This window comes from Trichocoleus sp. FACHB-40, assembly GCF_014695915.1.
GTDB lineage: Bacteria > Cyanobacteriota > Cyanobacteriia > Cyanobacteriales > FACHB-T130 > Funiculus > Funiculus sociatus.
This window is the reverse complement of the sequence record NZ_JACJPF010000066.1, coordinates 26,118-47,589: the sequence shown is the minus strand read 5'-3', so window position 1 is coordinate 47,589 and position 21,472 is coordinate 26,118. Positions and strand designations below refer to the sequence as shown.

The following is a 21,472-nucleotide window of genomic DNA, read 5'->3' as shown; positions in this document are numbered from 1 at the left end:
TTCCCTTCTGCGATACAGGGAACGAAGAAATCCTCCGTTCCCTGTCGCCAATTAACGTTCTACTACTACAGGTGTGCCAATAGCTACCTGTGCATACAAAGCTAAAATATCTTTATTTCGCATTCGGATACATCCGTGAGAAACGGCTTGTCCGACTAGCTGTTCTTGAGGCGTTCCATGAAATCCAATAAAGTTTTTTCCGTCAGTCCAAAAACCTATCCATCTGGCTCCTAACGGATTATCTGCCCCAGGAGGGATGACTTTTCCAGACCAGGGATGTTCCCAAGATGGATTGCGTTGCATTGCTATAACTTTAAAGGTGCCTGTAGGTGTTTCCCAACCTGCTTTACCAACAGCAATTGGATAACTTCCTTTCACTTGCTTATCTCGATACACATAGACCTTGCGATCGCTTAATTTGATCACCAACTGAGTATCGGTCAGGGTACTTGTAGGGGATGCTTCCTCAATAGGAAGATATAGAGATGGTGAACCCAAAGGAGGCAATTTTGGTTCTGTAACAGGTGACAATTCCAGAGGAGTATTTCCCTCGTTAGTAGTTGCTGCACCTTCTTTTGTTGTCACTTGGGCAGAAACCTGTTGTCCCAGTGATAGCGCTACAATTGTTACACTTAAATAGAAAAGTTTTAAACTTTGAAGTAGCGAGTTGCCTCTAATAATTGCTGCCATTTCTTGCCTCTACTCTACGACTACTATCAAATCTTGCTTCACAGCCAATAAATCAAACAAAAGCAGACAAATTTAATTTTATCCCTAATTTATCCCATCGGTAAGTTTTTTTAAAACTAAGCGATTAATATTGGTACTACTAATGACCTATACATTCAGGTAGATTTCCATTAAAACAAAGATGGCTAGTATTTGGAAGATTAACTATGCCATAAATCAATTCATTGTTGAATAGGATTTGTACCGATAGTTGGCTTTGTTACTAAAATATTTTCGAGGAGAGAGTGAAATGCGTCTTCAAAAAACGAAAGTAATGACAGGTACGATGTTAACACTGTTGCTCTCCGGAGTATCAGTATTTCCAGCGATCGCGCAATCACCAGCCTCAACACAGTCCCCAGGCCAAAGGCCAATGACTCCGGCTGGACAGCAGATGAACCAAACGCCAATGACTCCATCTGGGCAGCAGATGAATCAAATGCAGATGAATCCAGCCGGACAGCAGGTGGATCAAATGCAAACGGAGCAAGAGGGAACTACAGATTCTACCCGCACCAATAGAATCCGTCGGCAAGAAGTGATTGAACAGCGCCGGACAATTGAAACTAGACCAGTTACCAGACCTACCAACACTCAGACCGAACCTACAATAACTGAGCCTGTTGATACTGCACCAGCTGCTACCGAAAATACAGCTCCTGTGAGAGCGCTTTGGTAACTTTCTAGCAGTGTTTGACTGATTCAAACATGGAACAACTTAGCGATGTCGTTCTCTGGAGCGGCATTTTTCATTTTGGGAATGCGATCGCGCTTTGACATCTAAATATAATTAACTTCTTCCCATTGGGAAGAAGTTAATCGATTAGGCACCTAAACGTCCAGCAATCCCGGAGGCGGCGTAATCTCAATTCGTCCAGCTTGCAAGTCTACCACTGGCACAATCTCTTTCACAAACGGGATCAAGAGGTTTATTGGCTGTGGCGGTTTGGAGCGGATTTTTTTGATTTTACTGGTTCTGGTGATCTCCCCTTTGCTGGGTTTCTCTGTTTCCTCAACTGCGGGAACTGCTGGCTCGTGCCGCTTCACTTCTAGTAGAGTGTTACCAGCAGCGATCGCATTCACCACAACACCAAGATTTTCTCCGGTGGGTTGGTTAATCACTTCCAAACCAATCAAGTCCATAACATGAAATTCGTCTTCTTCCAGGGTTGGGCGATCGCTTGCCCTCACCAGTAACTTACAACCTTGCAACGCCTCGGCTTGGTTCCGATCATCTACGCCCATCAGTTGCACGACGTATATTTTTTTACCGGGAATATATCGTCCTGTCACTAATTCGACTGGTTGTAGTTCCGTTTCCCCCGGCCGCAACAGCCAACGCACTCCGGGTTCCTCAAAGCGTTCCGGAAAGTCCGAGTCAGGATAAACTCGTAACTCGCCCTTCAACCCTTGTGCTGCAACAATTGTACCGACTTCTAGCCAGTCATCAGATGAGAAATTTTCTTTAGGCGAGCTGCTTATCAATTCCAACGTTCTCTACTTCTTACCTATTAAAATATTATAATTTTGAAGTTAGTTTTGGTAGCAATTTTATCTACCATCAATTGATATTATAACATTTCTCTCTTGAGACTTTTAAAAAAATTAGGAGTTATTAATTTAAAACTAATAACTCCTAATTCTCCCCAACTATACTAACTAAGCGACTTGACGCTGCGGCGGCGACGGAATAAGCCAAGAAGACCGAACCCAATTAAAGAGCTAGTAACAGCAGGTTCAGGAACTTGGGTAGCAGCAAGACCGACAATATTGCCAGAATCAGCACTACTGAACGTCCCCAAAGTTGTAGCAGCACCAGTAGTCAAATTGATGTTGTAGATATTGGAACCGGAAGCTGCATAGGCAGTATTCACTCCACTAACAGGAGAGAAAATGTCAAAGCCTCCCGTGGAACCAAAGTCAATGCCCAAGGAACCGATAGTCGTTAGAGTCCCGTTGTTAGGGGGGCTCTGCAAAACTAAGGTGTCAAGGTTGGCATCAATCCCAAACAGCTGAGTTGTCCGAGTTGGGGAGGGCGCTCCCGCGAACGAATTAGTGTAAGCCGCAGCTGTGATACTAGGGTTAGCTCCTTCGTTGGCATCTCCAGCTGCATAGGCTAAGTTTCCATCTGGTTGAGTACCTGGAGTGAGGGGATCAAAATCTGCAACAGCACCTGTATCCACGTTGAGGCGGAAGTTTTGGTCATTGCTAGCCACAAGCCGTAGGCGGTCTACTACTGGGTTGAAGTCCACTCCTGATTCGATTCCTCCACTGAAGGGAAGGGAGAGTGTACTGACAAAAGTTGCCGCACCTGTGGAGGAGTCAATGGTGTAGATTTTGTTAGTGCTGGAGATACCGTAGAGCTGACGGTCAGCTGGACGAAGGTCAATGCCTAGCAAGGTGCCATCAACTCCAGTGACACCAACAGTTTTCTTGACCTGAGAAAAGTTGTTATTGAAGAAAACAAGGGTGTTACTGTCGTTTAAACCGATTAGCTGGAGGGTTGCTGCCTCAGCTGTGGCAACATCAAGCAAATTTAACACTGTTGCTGCTGCGATCGCACTGAGGACTGTACCAAACTTATTAAACTTCATGGGAATATCTCCTGATAATTTCTCAAAGCTGGAGAGCGAAATTTAGAGCACCCTGTAAAGCAGCGTAAATCTACGTAGCTTTCCAATCGTCCTGCTCTAGAGTACGCAGAAGTTGCCCATACGGTTTTTTCTCAAGAGCTAGTTTTACCTAATCTTTAAATTAGCCGTCCTTTTTGGCATATTTATGAAATTTTGATAAAGGAATAGTCGAAACTACGGATAGTAGAAATACGCCTAGCTAAAAGTAGAAACTCGCTAAGATTATTTTTAACTTAGCGCTGCCTTCTGATAAACCTGTTCTACCACCTTAGCCAAACGCTGCATCCCAGTTTCAATTTCCGGATCTGTAGCCGTGAGGCTGATGCGGATACACTGTTGCTTGTGCGCCCATTCTTCTCGCAAACCGGGGAAGAAGGAACTACCGGGTACAACAATTACACCCACCTGTTTAAGTTGCTGATAGAATTCCCAGTCAGTAATTGGTAAATCTTCCAACCACAACCAAGCAAAGATTGCGCCTTCGCCGCGATGCAAAAACCAAGGTAAATCCTTGGGCATTGAACTGTCTAAAGTGTTTTCTACTACATCAAATTTTTTCTGATAGTATGGGCGAATCACATTTGTAGCGATATCTGCAAGAGTACCGCTTTCAATGGCACGGGCCGCGATCGCTTGTCCATACCGAGACGAATGGATACACATATTTGTCTGGAAACACTCCAGCACTTGAATCATCCGCTCATCCCCAATCGCAATGCCAATCCGCTCTCCCGGTAAACCCGCCTTCGATAAGCTCATGCAGTGCAGGATATTATCCCCAAACAACGGGGTCATTTCTGTAAAATTTAATGCCGGGAATGGTGGCGCATACGCAGAGTCTATCAACACAGGAACATTGCAAGGCGCAGCCAAAGCCGCAATCTTGCGAACCTCATCATCTGTCAGCACGTTGCCCGTAGGATTGCAGGGGCGGGAGAATAAAACGCAACCAGTATTCTCAGTAATGGTCAGTTGGCTAAAGTCCGGGCGATACTTAAATCTGTGAGCAGGGGCATCAATATCCAAAGCAGGCTTATAGGCAAATAACGCCTCTGGCACCAAAGTTATCCCCCCGTAACCCGTATAATCTGGACTTAGTGGGAGAATAATTTGCTTGAGTTCGCCGCTGGTAGTGTAACCCCCAAAGGCATTAGCAGCAAAGAAATACAGAGTTTGACTGCCTGGAGTAATTAATACATTCCGAGCAGTTAACTTCAACCCATAGCGACGATTAAAATCGTTAACCACCGCGTCAATCAAAGGCTGATATCCTTGACTTGAGCCGTAACGACAAACTACCTCGCCGTAATCTGAACTGGACAGCAATTCTGTGGTATAGTCGCGCCACAATTGCTCAACTTCCGGCAAAATCACCGGATTTCCAGCGCTTAAATTGATAAATTCCTGCCCACTACCTGCTTGCAAAGTTTCAATAATGTCCTTCATAATGGCGCGAACACCAGTTAAACGAGACATCTGATCGCCAAATTGAGTCAGGGCAGGGTTCATAGTCAGCGGTAAAGGGTAATTGGGAAAAAGGTAAGGGTTTTATCCCTAATACCAATTTAACTGCAAATGCCCCAGCACTATATGTAGAACTACTTCTCTTTCCGTTATTTCCTTGTTTCGTGTCCTAAGCGCATATCCCACCAACGCGGCGTTGAGGTTCATGATTCCTCGTTCTCCCTTCCATGAGCAAGGACAAAATTGCTTAAAAATCAGATTAGTTTATGTAAAGTATCCTAAATTTGCCTTAAAAAACAATAAACAGTGTAAAAAATCACTTTTTGTCCTGGTAAATTTGGCAAGCTATAACTCATTCCTGATACGGTTATATTCTCAACCGTGAATACTCCTATCCCGATTCAGTAGATGAGTGTGAGCCGAACGAGAAATAACGAGATCGGGATTGGCCTAATCTGAAACCTATCTTCACTCTCGTTTCTCGTGAAGAATAAGCCTGCTACCGTGAATTAAATCGAATTTATGACAACAATTGAGACGCTGCGAGCAAAGCTACCATTCCCGCTGAAACGACTAGCAGATTTGGCATACAACTACTGGTGGAGTTGGAGTTGCGATCGCACATCCCTATTCCAGAATATCAACCCCGACGAATGGCAGCGCTGCGGACACAATCCCGTCGCCATTCTGGAATCTGCCTCCTACGTGCGACTCACCCAACTAGCGAAAGAACCAGCATATATTAAGCGGGTGAAAGCACTAGCCGATCAACTTGACCGCTACCTGGAAGAAAAATCGCCTTGGGCTAGTCGCGTCGCCCCGCAAATCTCCCCAGAACGACCAGTAGCGTACTTCTGCGCCGAATTTGGCATCCACGAATCCTTGCCCATCTACTCCGGCGGCTTAGGAATCTTAGCAGGCGACCACCTCAAATCTGCCTCAGATTTAGGCGTGCCAATGGTAGGCATCGGGTTAATGTACCGCCAAGGTTACTTCCGGCAACGGTTAAATCGGGGCGGTTGGCAAGAAGACTACTATGTTGACAATCACTTTGACCAGATGCCCCTAGAGTTGATGAAAAATCAGCAAGGGGAACCCATCACAATTGAGATGGAAATCCGGCAACGCATAGTCAAAGCACAAATTTGGTTAGCGCGAGTCGGGCGAGTTAAACTTTACCTACTCGATAGCGATCGCCATGACAACGACCCGATAGACCGCTGGTTAACGGGACACTTGTACGGTGGCAACCAAGAAACACGCATCGCCCAAGAAGTAATGCTGGGAATTGGCGGTGTCCGGGCGCTGGAGGCATTGGGCATCACTCCCTCCGTGTATCACCTGAACGAAGGTCACGCCGCATTCTGCACCTTGGAGATAGCGCGGCAAGAAATTCAGCGTAGCGGCAAGTCTTTCTATGATATCGAAGCTGACGTGCGCGAAGCTTGTGTCTTCACCACCCACACCCCCGTTCCCGCAGGTCACGATGTCTTCTCCTCAGACCTGATGGATTCTTACTTCGCCCACTACTGGCCGACACTAGGCTTGTCTCGCGAACAATTCCTGGCACTCGGTGCAAGACGACTAGGCGATCCTTGGGAACCCTTCGGGATGACTGTCTTAGCCTTACGGATGTGTCGCACTGCCAACGGCGTTAGCGAACTCCACGGCGAAGTCTCCCGCAAGATGTGGAATATTCTCTATCCAGACCGCAAAGAAGACAAAGTACCAATTGCTCACATCACCAATGGTGTCCATGCACGTACTTGGACAGCACCCCTAATTAGCGATTTGTATTCCCAGTACCTGGGTGAAGATTGGTCAACCCGCATGGTTGATCCCAAGACCTGGGAAAAAGTAGACGAAATTCCCGATGAAGAAATCTGGTGGCGGCACCAAGTTCTCAAAGAGCGCCTGATTGCCCACACCCGCGCTAAGGTAAAAATGTCAAGGCAAAATCGCGGTGAAGAACAATTCCGCATTGATGCCGTTGACAAGCTGCTAGACCCCAACGTGCTAACTATCGGATTTGCCCGACGCTTCAGCCCATACAAGCGGGGTGACTTGCTAATGCGGGATGCAGAACGCGCCTTGAGGATTTTTGGCAATTCCGAAAAACCCGTGCAAATCGTCTTTGCAGGAAAAGCGCACCCCGCCGACGAAGAAGGCAAGCGGATTATCCAGCGGTTGATGGAATGGTGTAAGCACCCAGATATTCTCAACCGAGTTGCCTTAGTTGAAGACTACGACATCTACACAGGGCAAAAACTGGTGCAAGGTGTCGATGTTTGGCTAAATAACCCGCGTCGCCCTCTGGAAGCCTCCGGTACGAGTGGGCAGAAAGTCTGCTTCAACGGCGGTATCAATTGCAGTGTCCTCGACGGTTGGTGGTGCGAAGGCTATCAAGCTGATGCTAATGGAAAAGGCACCAACGGTTGGGCAATTGGTGAAGATGCCCACACCAGCGACCAAGAGTTGCAAGACCGGATTGATTCTGAATCTCTCTATCGGTTACTGGAAGAGGAAATTGTTCCTTTGTACTATGACCAAGATGAGAATGGAGTTTCCCATCGTTGGATTGGGATGATGAAAGCGTCGATTAAGACAAATTCGCCGCTGTTCAACACTGACAGAATGATTGCGGACTATGTTACTCAAGTGTACGCGCCGGGAACTTCAGTGGGTACTGAACCAATTCTGGCGAGTGTTACAGCATAGTTTTTCCAGTCTCAGCCTAGTTTTAATTCCACACTTTACGTCTTGAGGTTTGAATTAACTGAGTTTTGAGCTATTAGTAGGGTGGGCTGTGTCCACTCTACTTTTTTTTTAAACCGCAAAGATGCTATAGGGCGCGAAGGAAGAGGTATTAAGATGGGTCGGGTTTGGCAGGCTGATTTTTATCGGTGTCCTCTCAAGGATGAAAAAGGGCAGGTGTTGTGGGAGTTGTTGATTTGTGACTCCAGTCGCAGCTTTACCTATGAGGCGCTATGTCCCCAGTCGGAAGCGAATGCCAGCTGGTTAGCTGACCAGTTGCAACAAGCTGCTAATGGTCAGCTGCCGAATGTTATCCAAGTTTTTCGTCCCCAGTCGTTGAGTTTACTTGAGGCGGCGGGGCGAAAGTTGGGTGTTAAGGTGGAACCGACTCGACGCACCTATGCTTTAAAAAAATTGTTGCAGGAGGCGCAACAGTCTTTCTCGCCTCTCGACAAACCGCCGCCGTTGCCATTGCCAGAAAACCTTTGGGGGGAGCAATGGCGATTTGCTACGCTTCCTGCGGGAAATTTGGAGGAAGCTTTTGCAGAACGTCCGATTCCCATTCTGGAGATGCCAGAATTCCTCTTACCTATCAATTTGGGTTTAGCGTCAACAGTTCCAGTTCCCGGTGTGGCGATTTATGGTGGTCGTCAATCAATGCGTTTGGCGCGTTGGTTACAAGATGCCCGTCCTGTTTCTCTCAACTACATCGCTGGTGCGCCTGATGGTTTGATATTAGAAGCTGGATTGGTTGACCGTTGGGTTGTTGCTACTTTTGAAGATAAAGAAGTTGCCGACTCTGCCCAAATGTTTGAAAGGCGCAAACAACAAAGCCGAGGATTGCATTTTTTGCTGGTGCAACCTGATGATTCGGGGATGACTTATAGCGGTTTCTGGTTGTTGCAAGCAGAAAATGTTGATTGAAAGATTATTTTATTTCGCGCGATCGCAAGCTATCTAACCACAGATAGATGAAAGTTTTATCTCCCGTTAGATGAGGAAATATTTAATCAATTTCAGCGTTTATAGGAACCTGCCAATTAAGTATTAAATTATCAGGATTAGGTAGGCTGCCTTGCGGAAGGCAACCCAGCGCGAAAAATTGGGTGAGTTTCAACTCAAACTACAAACGCAGTAATTTTGAAGTGTTACTCGGAGTAAGTAGAGAGTAAGGAACTTAATTTAACAGTAATCAGTCAAGGCGATTTAAGAAACCATAGGTTTCAGGTTCCACCTAGGAAGTGAGGAAAACCATGAAAGTTCTAAATGGAATTGCTTTGTTATTTGTAGGTTTAACACCTGTTATATGGTTAACCTGTTTTACAGAAAGTTATTTTTCACTTAATCCTTTAATTGACACAATAGTGCCTCCCGGATTTACAGAAGCAAAATTTGCCAGTATAAAAATAGGAATGCTCAAAAATGAGGTTTTGAAAATATTGCCGCCACCCACATCTAGCACTTCTACAAATTGTTATATTTTTAGATCGAATAAAAAATATAATTGCTGGTATTATGGCAATGATGGAGTAGCTTTCGTGGGTGATTTTGCTTGGATTAATTTTGAAATAGCTTTTGATAAAGAAGGCAAAGTTATCAAGACAAACCGCTACGTTAACGCCGATTAATAGATAGTTCTAAACGCCACACAATTTAGTTGCTATCAATCAATAATCTCATCCTTAACTGGAAGCGCGATCGCAAACTCTGAACCTTGTCCTGATATTGATTTTACCTCCAAGGTTCCCCCATGCTTTTCTACCACAATTTGGCGGACAATCGATAATCCTAATCCTGTTCCTTTCCCCACGGCTTTAGTTGTAAAGAACTGGTCAAAAACTTTTTTCTTCGTATCCTCTGACATTCCTGCCCCATTATCTATAATCTTAATTACCACACCAGTGCCATCTTCAGTTAGGTTGGTGTAAATCGTGATTTGATTAGGATATGCTTTAATTTCCTCAAAAGAACGTTCTTGATTGGCTTCTTCTATAGCATCAATCGCATTTGCCAGCAGATTCATAAACACTTGGTTGATCTGTCCGGGGTAACACTCTATATTGGGCAAACAGCCATATTCTTTAATCATCACAATATCGGGACGCTTTTCATTAGCTTTCAACCGATGTTGCAAAATCAAAATGGTGCTATCTATTCCCTCATGAATATTAAAAAAAACTTTGCGATCGCTATCTGTTCTAGAGAAAATTCTGATAGAGTTGCTAATATGACGAATGCGTTCCGTTCCCTGTTGCATAGAACCGATGATTTTCGGCAAGTCTGTCAACAGATACTCTAAGTCAATATCTTCTGCATCCTCTAAAATCTTTACTCCTGGCTGAGAAAACTCTTGCTGATAAAGTTGTAAATGATGAACTAAAGCTTTAAAGTATTCTTCAGTATGCTCTAAATTAGCGGAAATAAATCCCACAGGATTATTGATTTCGTGGGCAATTCCTGCTACTAACTGACCAAGGGCAGACATTTTTTCTCGCTGGACGAGTTTGATTTGAGACTCTTGTAAGTCTTCTAATGCCAGGGAAAGTTCCGCTGTTCGTTCTACAACTTTTTTTTCTAAGTTTTTCGTCAAATTTCGCAATTCTAAATGAGTTTTGACCCTAGCTAATAATTCCTCCTCTTGAAAGGGTTTGGTGATGTAATCCACTGCACCCAAACTTAGACCTTTTACCTTACTATCTGTGTCGGAAAGGGCAGTCATAAAAATAACTGGAATATCGCAGGTGGCGGCATTTTCTTTCAATCGCTTACAGGTTTCAAAGCCGTTTATTCCTGGCATCATCACATCTAATAAAATCAAATCTGGCAAGCTATATTGAATCTGCTTCAGCGCCATTTCGCCATTTATAGCTGTAGCAACTTCAAAGCCTACATCAGTTAATGCCTCAGATATTAATTGCAGATTAGTAGGAGTATCATCTACTACTAAAATAACATCAGATTTTTGCATATGCGATTATTGCACTCCTGTTAATGTATATATTGATTAAATATTCTATTTCTTTCTGCTTGAGAACTCTTAGATAAAGGCACAATTGTCTGGATAAATAGATCATATTTTACGTCTAATTGCTTTATTCTTTAGCTTCTTCTAGCAGTTATCTCAAGCGGCTCTGCTGGACAAGGTTCAGGGCTAACCAGCGATATATGCGTGTATTCCTTCAGCCGCTTAAATTCTGATTTTAAGTAAGAACCTGTCATAGATAAAACCATAGTCCGCATTATTGGAGTGTTAGCAATTGTTTCTATTTCAGCCAGCCGAGTTGCTAACCATCCGTCGATTTCATCAACCTCTTGCTGTACTTTCAGAAGATCATTTTGCTTTAAATTATCCAGAGTCAAGTTACGCACAACTTCATAGCTGTAATAAGCAAATAGGCTGACTGCTAAAGTTATGCTGTCAATAATCAGGCTTACCCTAAAGTTACAATATCAGCGCGATTTCACATTATGACATTGCCATAATTGAGTTAACATTGCCAATTTTATAGGTTGATTAAGTTGCTGATTTACAACCATAAATTCAGGCAAATAATGGGGTTTTAGATAATATCAGTGGCTGTTTGCCTGACAAATTTCCGGTAATAAAGCTACAAAATAAGCATAAAATCAACCAAAAGTAACTTGTGTTAGTACAATAAGTATGATATCCAAAGAAACCTAATCAAGAATTGACAGAAATCACACAAGTTCCTGAAGGGGATCACTTACGGGAAGATTTCAGCAAGCCTTGCTTGAAGTAATTGGGGAAATTGGGCGTAGTATTTTTGATTGAGTGGGGAAGGATGAGGAAGTGGCAGTAGCGTCACGGGACGTTGATGTAGGTTGCTTTCTGCGTCCTTCGCTTGAAGCGTAACTTGAATGCTAGTAGAGTAGCGATCGCTTCTTGTAAAAAACTGCTTCAACTCACCTTTAGCACCATAAGGGGTAAACCAATTAAACGCTTCATTCCCTAAGGTAATAATTTTATCTCCTTGCCAATGCAACACCAATAATTGCTCTAAAAACGGGCGAAATCGTTTTTTCACAGCCTCAGTGTATGCTTTATTACCCGGTGGTTTGTAAGGCACCGTATTCGTAAGCAAAACCCGATCGAGGACAACTTGTAAATCGGTATCCTTATTGGGTTCGGTGGCTGCGATCGCACGGTATAGACCCCGACGCACAAAGCCACCAGCAGCACCATAAAGCGGTTGACCTGCCCGCACTTCATCTTTGCCCAAATCGCGGGCAAAAAAGCACAGCTTGCTCTCCAGATTGCCTGCATAGAGAATTGGCTGCGTAGGCTCCATACTCGCTGCCTGATAAACTGGTTCATCGACGGGAAATGTTTCCCGTTGCGCTTCCTGCTGGATATCTGCAATTAACTGTTTAATGTCTGACATAACGTCTTTTCTTCCTTAAGATAGATGCAGTAAATTGTGTCTACGAACAAGCACATATCTTTAATGATACGATGTTGGCAATTCAACAGAGTATCCTATACAACCTCTAGATTGAAGGGTAAATTAAAAGCTACAGTGTTTTAGCTACTAATTACGATTTGGAGTTTCCTATGGCGATAGAAACCACCCTAGACGAAGCTTCCATTAAGCAAAGTCTGGAGCAATTTCTGATAGTGTTGTCTATTTCCTTGAGTGTGGCGACACTCTCGCGAATTTTCAGTTGGTTACGCCAAATCCCCTACACATTGCTGCTGGTAATTGTCGGGTTATTTTTAGCATTTGTAGATGTGCGGTTGGTGAATCTCTCGCCAGAATTAATTCTAGAGATTTTTTTGCCTCCCCTACTATTTGAAGCTGCCTGGAATATCCGTTGGCGAGACTTGAAAGATGATTTATTTCCCGTCACTTTGTTTGCCATTGTCGGTGTCATCATCTCCGTTGTTGGTATTGCATTTCCCCTCACTTGGCTGACTGGAGTTCCTCTTACAACTGCCCTACTTGTCGGTGCTTGTTTATCTGCTACCGATCCCGTTTCCGTAGTAGCTTTGTTTCGCGAACTGGGTGCTGGGAAACGCTTAACAATGTTGATGGAGGGAGAGAGTTTATTTAATGATGGCGTGGCGGTGGTGGCGTTTATGCTGCTAGTAGGAATCCCGCTAGGAACCAGTGAATTTGCACTAGATACTACCATTGCTCGGTTTTTGATATTTGTTGGTGTTGGGATTGGAATTGGCAGCTTAGTTGGTTTTGGAATTTCCTACCTTACGCAACGTTTTGACTTGCCATTAGTGGAACAATCACTAACACTTGTTTCCGCTTACGGCACTTATTTGATAACAGAAGAGTTGGGTGGTTCTGGTGTAATTGGGGTTGTCACAGTTGGCGTGATTTTGGGTAACTTTGGCTCTCGCATTGGCATGAACCCGCGCACCCGGTTACTGGTATCTGAATTTTGGGAATTTCTAGCATTTTTTGTAAATTCTATCGTTTTTCTTTTGATTGGTGATCAAATCCGCTACTCGCGTCTAGTTGAAAATTTTGGTCTAATTGCGGTGACAATTGGGGCGGTATTAGTAACACGAGCAATTGCTATTTATGGACTCAGTGCCTTGAGCAATTGGTTAGTTAAATCTCAAATAGGTTGGCGAGATCAAACAATACTTTGGTGGGGTGGCTTAAGAGGTTCAGTTTCAATTGCCTTGGCGATAAGCGTACCCATTATCTTGCCCGGAAGAGACGAAATTATTGATATGGTGTTTGGCGTTGTGTTGTTTACTTTGTTAGTTCAAGGTTTGACAACTCAGTGGTTTTTGGAAAGATTAGGGTTAGTTGGAGATCAGCCGATACGCCAGCAATATTCAGAGGCAATTGCCCGTCGCATCGCCTTAAATCGAGTGTTGAATTATTTATTGGAAGCTGGCAAAGAATCAGAAATCGATCAGGAGTTTTATCGTTACGAGTTAAATCTGGTGCAAGGACAACTCAAAAGCATTGAGGAGGAAATTGAGAAGCTGCAAAATCAATATCCTCAGTTGCGATCGCTTAATATGCAACAACTGCGAGAAAAACTCTTAGATATTGAAGCCGACACCTACGCCGAACTTATCCGTGCAGGACGTTTGAATAATCGACTCTCACCCGTATTGCAGGAAATTCTAGCTGAATCAACAGACGATGAAAGAAAATAACGTGGGGTGCGATCGCACCCCAAACAAAACCATTTTTTCTCTTCTCCCTTCCCCTTTGTGGTTTGTTTCTAAAATCGAATCAGCACCATAATTCTTGCTGCTTTTTTTTCATACTCTTAAGATGACGCATGACAACTGCAAAAGGATTGATGCCGTGTAATATTAGCAAAGTCATCCAGCAAATTGCCTTAATTTTACTAAAAGCTGTAGGTCGAGTTAACCACTCGTGAATCGCAATTCTAGCTTCATCTAGAAATCCGTCATACTCTTGTAAAATCGGAGCATCATGAAATACTGGCGCTTTTATTCCGTGAATGCCGCTTACCATGTATCTTCCCATCTGGATTCTTTCTAGTTGAGCAACCTCAAGATGGTATAAATCGTGATAATGAATCCGAATATTTCGGACTTTCACAGGCTCTTTCCTTACTTTAATCGGAATTAAGCTAATACAGCCAAGTTTTTTCTTTAATCTAACAACTAGAGGATTTGTTGTGCATACTGCTAAACACAACCTTACCCACGCAATATGATATCGAAATAAAGAAATTTTGTGTTGATTATCAAGAGAAAAATATTTTTGATTAACTTGACTCGCGCCTACGGTTAACTGGTAGTCTATATCACTAGGGGCTAGAAACTGCTCCTTTAATAACAGGAACGAATAATAAGGGACTTCGGTATTATCGGTCTGAAATTCCAGGCACTCTTTTAATCGGCGCTTTAAGTTACATTGATATTGATAAAAAATGTTTGCTTCTAAGCGATCGCGTCTTTTATAAATAACATAACCGCGTAACAATATTTGCTTCAGGCGACGCTCAAAACGCGGATCTCTGTTAGCAGTTGTCTTCATCAACAACGCCATAGTTAAAGCCTCTTTTTGCCGCTTTGAGAGTTGTTCCATAGCTTTTCCTGAAAAATATATTTTCCTTTCAGGTAAGATATTGTAGGTGTATCTCCCTATGGCAAAGACGCACTAACTAGGACTAAAGTTGCAGTTATACGGGTGATTGTGCAAATTTCTGGATCGCTTAGAGTGGTTCATTTCTTAAAACACGATCGCATTTTGGGGAAAGGTGCGATCGCCTCTACAAAAACAAAGTCCGTTTTCAAAGAAGGAGCGTTATGACATCAAATCAAAATGTTGAAGAAATTAAAGCCATGATCTTCCAGCTACCAGTGGAGGAACTTGTAGCACTAATGGCAGATATTGAAAAAAGAGTGGAAACCGTTACGATGATGCAGCTGGCAGAGACAGGTTTTCAGGAGTGGAACGACCCAGAAGAAGATATCTATAATGACGAAGCCTAAGCCAGCACAAGTGTGGTTGGTGCGCTTCCCATTTAGCGATCTAACTGCCACAAAAGTTAGACCAGCTCTTGTTTTAGCAGTTCATAGAGAAGAGTTGATTATTTTGGGTATTTTCTCAAAAATGCCTGTCGATGCTTTGCGTGAAACTTGGGTTGTGATTGAAGAAGACCATCCGGAGTTTTTACAAGTAGGTCTGAAAAAAACATCTTTGATTAGGGCTGATAAGATTGCAACTGTCCATGAATCAGTGTTTCAGAGGAAATTGGGAATTTTACCATCAGACTTATTGATGTTAGTACACGAAGCGCTGAAAAAGGCTCTTTGTATTTCTTAAAGGCTCGTTGAATTAAACATGAAAAAAATATGTTTGTGTATTTCATAACTTTAATAAATTTGCTGTTTCTTGCGGAGTTACTAAACTATTCGCACACAAAATTCCCGAAGCAGCAACAGCGGGAACGCCAATTCCTGGCATCGTACTATCCCCCACGCGATACAATCCAGAAATCGGCGTTTGTGTGCCTGGAAATATCCCTTTACCAGCTACAATTGCCGGGCCATATGTTCCCTGATAGCGGCGTAAGTAGTAAGCGTGAGTTAAGGGTGTGCCGATAAGTTCTAATACAATGTGATCGCGTATATTCGGAATCACTCTCTCTAACGCACGGAATAGAGATTGCGATCGCTCTTTTTTCCTCTCCTCATACCTCTCATCCCGTCGCCATCCCTCATAAGGTTCCAACGTGTAGGCGTGAACCACATGATTTCCCACTGGTGCAAGATTAGCGTCCCACACTGAAGGGATAGAAATCATGCAAGTATTCCCCGGTTCGGTAATATCTTTATTCGCATCGTGAACTACCACATGATGTCCGGTCAGATTTTCCAAACCCTCAGCACGGATGCCTAAATGTAAGTGCATAAAGCTATCAACCACCGGGGTTTCTAGAGACTGCTGACGATAAGATGGCGGCAAATCTTTGGGGTGCAATAACTTAGTATAAGTATCCCAAAGGGTAGCATTAGAAATTACTACAGGCGCATTAATAACTTCACCATTTTTCAACTTAACGCCTGTTACTTTGCCTGATTGAATTAGTATTTGCTCAACATGAGCGTTCAATTTTAATTCGCCGCCCCAACGCTTTAAACCGCGCACCAAAGCATCCACAATTGCGCCACTTCCCCCAATAGGATACTCGACACCAGCGCGAGAACGTTCCCCCAACATAAATGCCACTTCTGAGGCAATTGTACCGTGCGCCTTAAGTCCAGAAAGTAAAAAACACTCCAAGTCAATTAAGCGCCGTACCCAAGGATCTCGCACCTCTCGATCCATCACATCGCCAACAGAACCTTGGACGATTCTCAGATGTGGTAGCAGTTTCAATACAGATGGTAAATATTGCTTCAAAATTACTGGTATCATCTGCCAATCTGCTCTCAAAGCAATAGTAGGAATCCCCCGCAGCGATTCGTAAAGAGGTAGTAAACGTTTTTCAAATTGTTCTAATTCTCTTGCACCCTGAGGCGTAATTTCAGCAACAGTTTGCCGATAGCGTTCTGCATTGCTGTAAACGGCAAAAGTGCCTTCAGGAAAGTGATAGTGACCCATAGGATCGTAGGGAACAGCTTGCAACGACTCTCCCAGAACTTCTAACACTTGCTGTAATGGATTTAGACCGCTTCTAGGGGTGAGTCCGCAATAAAATGAGGGGCCAGAGTCAAAATGAAATCCCTGCCGCGAGAAACTGTGTGCAGCACCACCAGCGATCGCGTGACTTTCGCACACTAGCACTCCTTTTCCGTAACGGGCAAGTAACGCCCCTGCGGTTAAACCGCCAATTCCGCTACCGATAACAATTACATCTAAACTCATATTATGGCAATCTCATTTTATTTATGAACACTATCTTTTTTAAACGAACCGCCTTAGCGTTCGCGAAGCGGCGCGGATGCGCTTAGCCATGCGCGTTAGCGCTTTAGACGCTGAGAACGCAGAGGAAGAGAAGAGAGATTATTACTTAAATGGATTTTATTAAATTAGGAGTATTTATTGGATAATTATCTTAATAGCTTGTGGAGCTAATCTTTATGGTACAGCACAACCCGGAAACCAGATTACCAACAAGCGCTGAACTTCCTTGTTCGGATGATACACCAGTGGATAACGAAGACCAGAATTTTATCCCAAATTTTCTATTATTCTTGCTAGAGTTCATTTGGGGTAATCGTCTTGACTGGTATTTTGGTGTTGATATGGGCATCTACCACACGACAGGCGTGAATCCGAGAGTACCCATGGTGCCAGATGGGTTTCTAAGTTTGGGAGTTGAACGGAGAAAAAACAATGGTTCTCGCTCTAGTTATGTTCTTTGGGAAGAAAATAATATTGCGCCTGTTTTTGTCTTAGAAATTATCTCTCACACCTATGGGGGAGAATACGATACAAAAATGGCAATTTATACCAATTTAGGCGTGTTGTATTATGTAATTTATAATCCGAATTTCTGGCGGCGCGACCAGGAACAACCTTTTGAAGTTTACCGTTTAGTAAATGGACAATATCAGTTACAAATCGGAGAACCATTCTGGATGCCAGAAATTGGTTTAGGGATTGGGCGATTTGTGGCTCAAGTCGGAGGCATACAGCGCGAGGTATTGTACTGGTACGATGCCCAAGGTGCGAGGTATCAGACTGCTGAGGAATTAACTGAAATTGAGCGAAATCAGCGGGAGTTAGCACAACAGCAAGCATCTGAAATGGCTGAGTTACTGGCGAGATATCGCGATCGCTTTGGTGACTTAACCCAAGACTAAGACTTTCCTTCCAGCTTTAACTCTATTTCAAAACTTCCGCCAACCTGCTAATACCCTCCTCAATTTGTGGCAAAGTGAGTTCAGAGTAACCAAAGATAAACTCGCCTGGGCGATGCGCTTTGAGATAATGAGGTTGGGCGGACATCATCCCCACACCCACTTTCGCCGCACGATGAATAATCTCCTCATCGCTAAAGCTGGTGTGCAGTCGCACCATCAAATGAATTCCAGCCTTTTCGCCTAAAATAGTCGCTTGTTCCCCAAAGTGAGCGTTTAAAGCCTGCACTAACACGCTTCGACATTGGTCATAGTGCGATCGCATTCTTCTGAGATGACGTTCTAAATGCCCTTCTTCAATAACATCCGTCAGGATATACTGCTCTAACAACGGTAACTGGCGATCGCTCAACCACTTAGCGCGGGTAAAGATTGATACTAAATTCTGGGGTAACACTAAATAGCCAATCCGCAGCGAGGGAAACAGCACCTTCGAGAAAGTCCCGATGTAAAGCACCGAGTCACTTTTATCTAACCCTTGCAAGGCGGGAATCGGGCGATCGCCATAGCGATATTCGCTGTCATAATCATCTTCAATAATCATCGTCCCCGTAGAGTGCGCCCAAGACAGTAACTCTAATCGCCGAGGAAGCGATAGTATCGCCCCAGTAGGAAACTGGTGAGAGGGTGTTACGTAGACAAGTTTAATCGGTTCAGTTGTATTGGCTAAATCCTTGACTAATAAGCCTGACTCATCTAAACCGATAGGCAAGAGTTTAGCGCCCTGCGAGAGAAAGATTCGCCGTGCGCTGAGGTAGCCTGGGTCTTCGATCGCGATCGCATCCCCAGGATCGATCAACAAGCGCATCACCATATACAGCGCTTGCTGGGTGCCATTGGTCATGATTACAGAGTCGGGGTCGCACTGCACCGCACGAGAACGAGACAGGTAACGGGCGATCGCTTCTCGCAAAGGTCTGTGTCCTTGGGGATCGGTTGTATAGTCCAGCCAAGAGGAGCCTTTGCGACAGTGGCTCAACAGCAGCTTGCGCCACAGTTGCATTGGAAATTTATCAAAAGCAGGTCGTCCGTAGCGAAAGCTAATCGCGGTGTCGGGTACACTCCTCAAAGAGACATCCGTCTGGGATAGGTTTATCCCATACTTGGACAGCTTGCAAAGTGGACGAGCAATCTTCTCTTGAGACTCAACGGGCGTACTTCGCAGCATCAGGTCGGGGAGTTGATCGCAGACAAACGTCCCAGAACCTACGATGGTCTGGATATAGCCTTCGCTGAGGAGTTGCTCATAACTTTGGGTAACGGTAGTACGAGAAATCCCTAAAGATTTGGCGAGCGATCGCGTTGAAGGAATGCGCTCTTTAGGCGCTAAACGTCCGCTCAAAATAGCTTGACGCAGTTCTTCGTATAGCTGTCGATGTAAGGGTAGTGCATTGCTGTGGAGGGTGATCGCTAAATCCATAGTTACCCGCTTGAGATAATCAGACCGAAGTGGACTGATATTAGATCGCAAAAGTGGCTCTTGTAGAAGACCACTTTCAAGATTACTCTAACAGTGAAACAAGCGTGAACCCGTATCGTGGTGATGGAACGAGAAATCCATATCAGAGAGGCTTTTCCAGAGGAAGATTCCCTAATTGCTGAACATTTTTATCAAATGTGGCTGGATAATCATGTTCCTTCTGACTCAATAGAGTCAGACTGGCTGGACATTACGCTCCAGTTTATAGAAGGCGCTCGAAAAGAGCGATGCTACAAAGCTTTTGTCGCGGAGGTTGATGGTAGAGCGATCGCTTCAGCCAGTTGTCAGCTGTTTGCTGGTCTTTACCCGCATATCCTCAAACCGGAATATCGCAACTATGGATACATCTGGGGAGTTTACGTTGAACCGCCTCGCCGCAGACAGGGACTTGCCAAGAAACTCACGCTTTGTGCAATCGACCATCTGAAATCGCTTAACTGCACAAGGGTTATCCTACACGCCTCTCCATCAGGTAAGCCAGTTTACTCTAGTCTTGGCTTCAGTGAAACTAACGGGATGCGGCTAGATTTGATGTGATTAAACATACCTTACCAAGCGTCTGCAAGCCGTCAAAGGTATTAAATACTACTAGGAGGAAATCATGAGTTCTTTAGAACATGAAATAAATGAGGAACTTACTCATACGCAACGCAGCACGGTCAAGCGTCTTCCTCAACGCGCAGAGTATGAACGTCAGGTTATCTATCAGATTTTGGATGAAGGGTTGGTGTGCCATGTTGGATTTGTCGTAGACGGTCAGCCTTTTGTCATTCCTACTGCTTATGGAAGGGTAGGAGACAAGCTGTATATTCATGGATCGCCTGCTAGCCGGATGTTGCGATCGCTCTCTAACGGTATTGAGGTCTGCGTTACAGTCACCCTGCTTGATGGGCTGGTACTGGCGAGGTCTGCCTTCCACCACTCGATGAATTATCGCTCAGTTGTAATTTTTGGCACAGCGATGATTGCGGAAAACCCTGAAGAAAAACTGGAAGCACTCCTCGCCTTTACCGAACACGTAATACCGGGGCGATGGGCAGAGGTGCGATCGCCAAATCGTCAGGAACTTCAGGGAACCTTGGTACTCTCCCTACCCCTAAATGAGGCATCAGCTAAGGTGCGGACTGGCGATCCTAACGATGACGAAGCAGACTACAGCTTACCCGTGTGGGCGGGTGTTGTGCCCCTGCAATTAACTGCTGCTGCGCCAATTGCGGATGCTCGTTTACAGCCGGGAATCAGTCTGCCAGTTTATGTAAAAAATTACATCCGTGTTTGCAAAAGGTAACAAGCAATGACCAATCTCAGCGTTAACCTCAACAAGGTTGCTCTGCTCAGAAATTCCCGTTCTTTGGAACTCCCAAGCGTCACCAAAGCTGCGAAAATCTGTATCGAAGCTGGTGCCAATGGCATTACAGTTCACCCCCGCCCAGATAAACGTCACATTCGACCAGAGGATGTGTATGCTCTAGCGGAAACGATCGCGGTTGAGTTTAATATTGAAGGCAATCCATTCCAACCGCAGTTTATGGAGATGGTTCGCCAAGTCAAACCAACGCAGTGTACATTGGTGCCTGATGCTGCCGATACTTTCACTTCAGATCACGGTTGGGATCTGGCGGAAGATGGACAGCGGCTCATCCCGATTATTGATGAGTTAAAAAATCTGGGGATTCGAGTCAGTTTATTTTTGAATCCAGATTTGGTGCAGATTCAACACGCTAAAGACATCGGCACCCAACGGATTGAGCTGTACACTGAACCCTATGCGGCTGCATTTGGGCATGGCGATGTAGAGTCTGTTTTTCAGGAATACGCGATCGCTGCTCAAACGGCTCAATCCCTCGGTCTAGGGGTTAATGCTGGACACGATCTCAATCACCAAAATCTGGGAAAATTCTGCTCTATTCCCGGTATTCTAGAAGTCTCTATTGGTCATGCTCTGATTGCTGATGCGTTGGAAATCGGCTTATCTGGCGCTGTCAAAGCCTACTTACAAGTCTTATCCCAGGTAGAAATTTCAAATCAGGGGGCGTAAATGGTTGAAGTTATTAGTCCTTAGCACGAATG

21 protein-coding genes are annotated in these 21,472 nt (G+C 44.4%); 11 read left to right on the top strand and 10 right to left on the bottom strand.

What is annotated here, in order from left to right:
• Nucleotides 1–51 precede the first annotated feature (51 nt).
• On the bottom strand, nucleotides 52–690 hold the full coding sequence (locus H6F63_RS15590; RefSeq protein ID WP_190638501.1) for a L,D-transpeptidase: 639 nt from the start codon (nucleotides 688–690) through the stop codon (nucleotides 52–54).
• Between the two features lie 289 nt (nucleotides 691–979).
• Here H6F63_RS15590 and H6F63_RS15585 point away from each other — a divergent pair, with 289 nt between their 5' ends.
• A complete protein-coding gene (locus H6F63_RS15585) occupies nucleotides 980–1,408 on the top strand; it encodes a hypothetical protein (protein ID WP_190638500.1) in 429 nt (142 codons plus the stop codon).
• A gap of 152 nt (nucleotides 1,409–1,560) precedes the next feature.
• On the opposite strand, the gene rimM is transcribed toward H6F63_RS15585, so the two are convergent.
• The 3 genes from rimM to H6F63_RS15570 all read right to left on the bottom strand — a co-directional run bounded on the left by rimM (nucleotide 1,561) and on the right by H6F63_RS15570 (nucleotide 4,871).
• Entirely contained in the window at nucleotides 1,561–2,214 is a 654-nt protein-coding gene (gene rimM, locus H6F63_RS15580) for a ribosome maturation factor RimM (protein WP_199298063.1), read from the bottom strand.
• A gap of 170 nt (nucleotides 2,215–2,384) precedes the next feature.
• Nucleotides 2,385–3,323: a DUF4394 domain-containing protein gene (locus H6F63_RS15575; protein WP_190638499.1), complete on the bottom strand. Its 939-nt coding sequence runs from the start codon at nucleotides 3,321–3,323 to the stop codon at nucleotides 2,385–2,387.
• A gap of 267 nt (nucleotides 3,324–3,590) precedes the next feature.
• A complete protein-coding gene (locus H6F63_RS15570; RefSeq protein ID WP_190638498.1) occupies nucleotides 3,591–4,871 on the bottom strand; it encodes a valine--pyruvate transaminase in 1,281 nt (426 codons plus the stop codon).
• A 477-nt stretch (nucleotides 4,872–5,348) separates the two neighbouring features.
• Here H6F63_RS15570 and glgP point away from each other — a divergent pair, with 477 nt between their 5' ends.
• From glgP to H6F63_RS15555, 3 genes are all read left to right on the top strand, one after another.
• Nucleotides 5,349–7,544, top strand: coding sequence for an alpha-glucan family phosphorylase (gene glgP / locus H6F63_RS15565; protein WP_190638497.1), 2,196 nt, complete (start codon nucleotides 5,349–5,351; stop codon nucleotides 7,542–7,544).
• Between the two features lie 153 nt (nucleotides 7,545–7,697).
• Nucleotides 7,698–8,504, top strand: a complete 807-nt coding sequence (locus tag H6F63_RS15560) for a Tab2/Atab2 family RNA-binding protein (RefSeq protein ID WP_190638496.1) — start codon at nucleotides 7,698–7,700, stop codon at nucleotides 8,502–8,504.
• A 329-nt stretch (nucleotides 8,505–8,833) separates the two neighbouring features.
• On the top strand, nucleotides 8,834–9,208 hold the full coding sequence (locus tag H6F63_RS15555; RefSeq protein ID WP_190638495.1) for a hypothetical protein: 375 nt from the start codon (nucleotides 8,834–8,836) through the stop codon (nucleotides 9,206–9,208).
• Between the two features lie 35 nt (nucleotides 9,209–9,243).
• Here H6F63_RS15555 and H6F63_RS15550 read toward each other — a convergent pair whose 3' ends face one another.
• The 3 genes from H6F63_RS15550 to H6F63_RS15540 form a co-directional block, all read right to left on the bottom strand.
• Nucleotides 9,244–10,548, bottom strand: a complete 1,305-nt coding sequence (locus H6F63_RS15550; RefSeq protein WP_190638494.1) for a response regulator — start codon at nucleotides 10,546–10,548, stop codon at nucleotides 9,244–9,246.
• A 131-nt stretch (nucleotides 10,549–10,679) separates the two neighbouring features.
• Nucleotides 10,680–10,949: a hypothetical protein gene (locus tag H6F63_RS15545; RefSeq protein ID WP_190638493.1), complete on the bottom strand. Its 270-nt coding sequence runs from the start codon at nucleotides 10,947–10,949 to the stop codon at nucleotides 10,680–10,682.
• Between the two features lie 356 nt (nucleotides 10,950–11,305).
• Nucleotides 11,306–11,983, bottom strand: a complete 678-nt coding sequence (locus H6F63_RS15540; protein WP_190638492.1) for a uracil-DNA glycosylase family protein — start codon at nucleotides 11,981–11,983, stop codon at nucleotides 11,306–11,308.
• A gap of 170 nt (nucleotides 11,984–12,153) precedes the next feature.
• Here H6F63_RS15540 and H6F63_RS15535 point away from each other — a divergent pair, with 170 nt between their 5' ends.
• The gene (locus H6F63_RS15535) at nucleotides 12,154–13,731 is read left to right on the top strand and encodes a Na+/H+ antiporter (RefSeq protein WP_190638491.1); all 1,578 of its coding nucleotides are present in this window, start codon (nucleotides 12,154–12,156) and stop codon (nucleotides 13,729–13,731) included.
• 79 nt (nucleotides 13,732–13,810) lie between these two features.
• On the opposite strand, the gene H6F63_RS15530 is transcribed toward H6F63_RS15535, so the two are convergent.
• Entirely contained in the window at nucleotides 13,811–14,638 is an 828-nt protein-coding gene (locus H6F63_RS15530; protein ID WP_190638490.1) for a hypothetical protein, read from the bottom strand.
• Between the two features lie 221 nt (nucleotides 14,639–14,859).
• Between H6F63_RS15530 and H6F63_RS15525 the strand changes: the two genes are divergently transcribed.
• Both H6F63_RS15525 and H6F63_RS15520 read left to right on the top strand, forming a co-directional pair.
• Complete coding sequence (locus tag H6F63_RS15525; RefSeq protein ID WP_190444935.1) at nucleotides 14,860–15,045, top strand: hypothetical protein; 186 nt, start codon at nucleotides 14,860–14,862, stop codon at nucleotides 15,043–15,045.
• Nucleotides 15,032–15,379, top strand: a complete 348-nt coding sequence (locus tag H6F63_RS15520; protein ID WP_190638489.1) for a type II toxin-antitoxin system PemK/MazF family toxin — start codon at nucleotides 15,032–15,034, stop codon at nucleotides 15,377–15,379. The genes H6F63_RS15525 and H6F63_RS15520 overlap by 14 nt, the downstream gene beginning before the upstream one ends.
• 42 nt (nucleotides 15,380–15,421) lie before the next feature.
• On the opposite strand, the gene H6F63_RS15515 is transcribed toward H6F63_RS15520, so the two are convergent.
• Complete coding sequence (locus H6F63_RS15515) at nucleotides 15,422–16,924, bottom strand: NAD(P)/FAD-dependent oxidoreductase (RefSeq protein ID WP_190638488.1); 1,503 nt, start codon at nucleotides 16,922–16,924, stop codon at nucleotides 15,422–15,424.
• 215 nt (nucleotides 16,925–17,139) lie between these two features.
• Here H6F63_RS15515 and H6F63_RS15510 point away from each other — a divergent pair, with 215 nt between their 5' ends.
• Nucleotides 17,140–17,865, top strand: coding sequence for a Uma2 family endonuclease (locus tag H6F63_RS15510; RefSeq protein ID WP_190638487.1), 726 nt, complete (start codon nucleotides 17,140–17,142; stop codon nucleotides 17,863–17,865).
• Nucleotides 17,866–17,887: 22 nt separating this feature from the next.
• On the opposite strand, the gene H6F63_RS15505 is transcribed toward H6F63_RS15510, so the two are convergent.
• The gene (locus H6F63_RS15505) at nucleotides 17,888–19,342 is read right to left on the bottom strand and encodes a PLP-dependent aminotransferase family protein (protein ID WP_190638521.1); all 1,455 of its coding nucleotides are present in this window, start codon (nucleotides 19,340–19,342) and stop codon (nucleotides 17,888–17,890) included.
• Nucleotides 19,343–19,465: 123 nt separating this feature from the next.
• On the opposite strand from H6F63_RS15505, the gene H6F63_RS15500 reads away from it, so the two are divergent.
• The 3 genes from H6F63_RS15500 (at nucleotide 19,466) to H6F63_RS15490 (ending at nucleotide 21,440) form a co-directional block, all read left to right on the top strand.
• Nucleotides 19,466–19,939, top strand: coding sequence for a GNAT family N-acetyltransferase (locus H6F63_RS15500; RefSeq protein WP_190638486.1), 474 nt, complete (start codon nucleotides 19,466–19,468; stop codon nucleotides 19,937–19,939).
• Between the two features lie 64 nt (nucleotides 19,940–20,003).
• Complete coding sequence (locus tag H6F63_RS15495; protein ID WP_190638485.1) at nucleotides 20,004–20,690, top strand: pyridoxamine 5'-phosphate oxidase family protein; 687 nt, start codon at nucleotides 20,004–20,006, stop codon at nucleotides 20,688–20,690.
• A gap of 6 nt (nucleotides 20,691–20,696) precedes the next feature.
• The gene (locus tag H6F63_RS15490) at nucleotides 20,697–21,440 is read left to right on the top strand and encodes a pyridoxine 5'-phosphate synthase (RefSeq protein ID WP_190638484.1); all 744 of its coding nucleotides are present in this window, start codon (nucleotides 20,697–20,699) and stop codon (nucleotides 21,438–21,440) included.
• The last annotated feature ends 32 nt before the right edge of the window (nucleotides 21,441–21,472 follow it).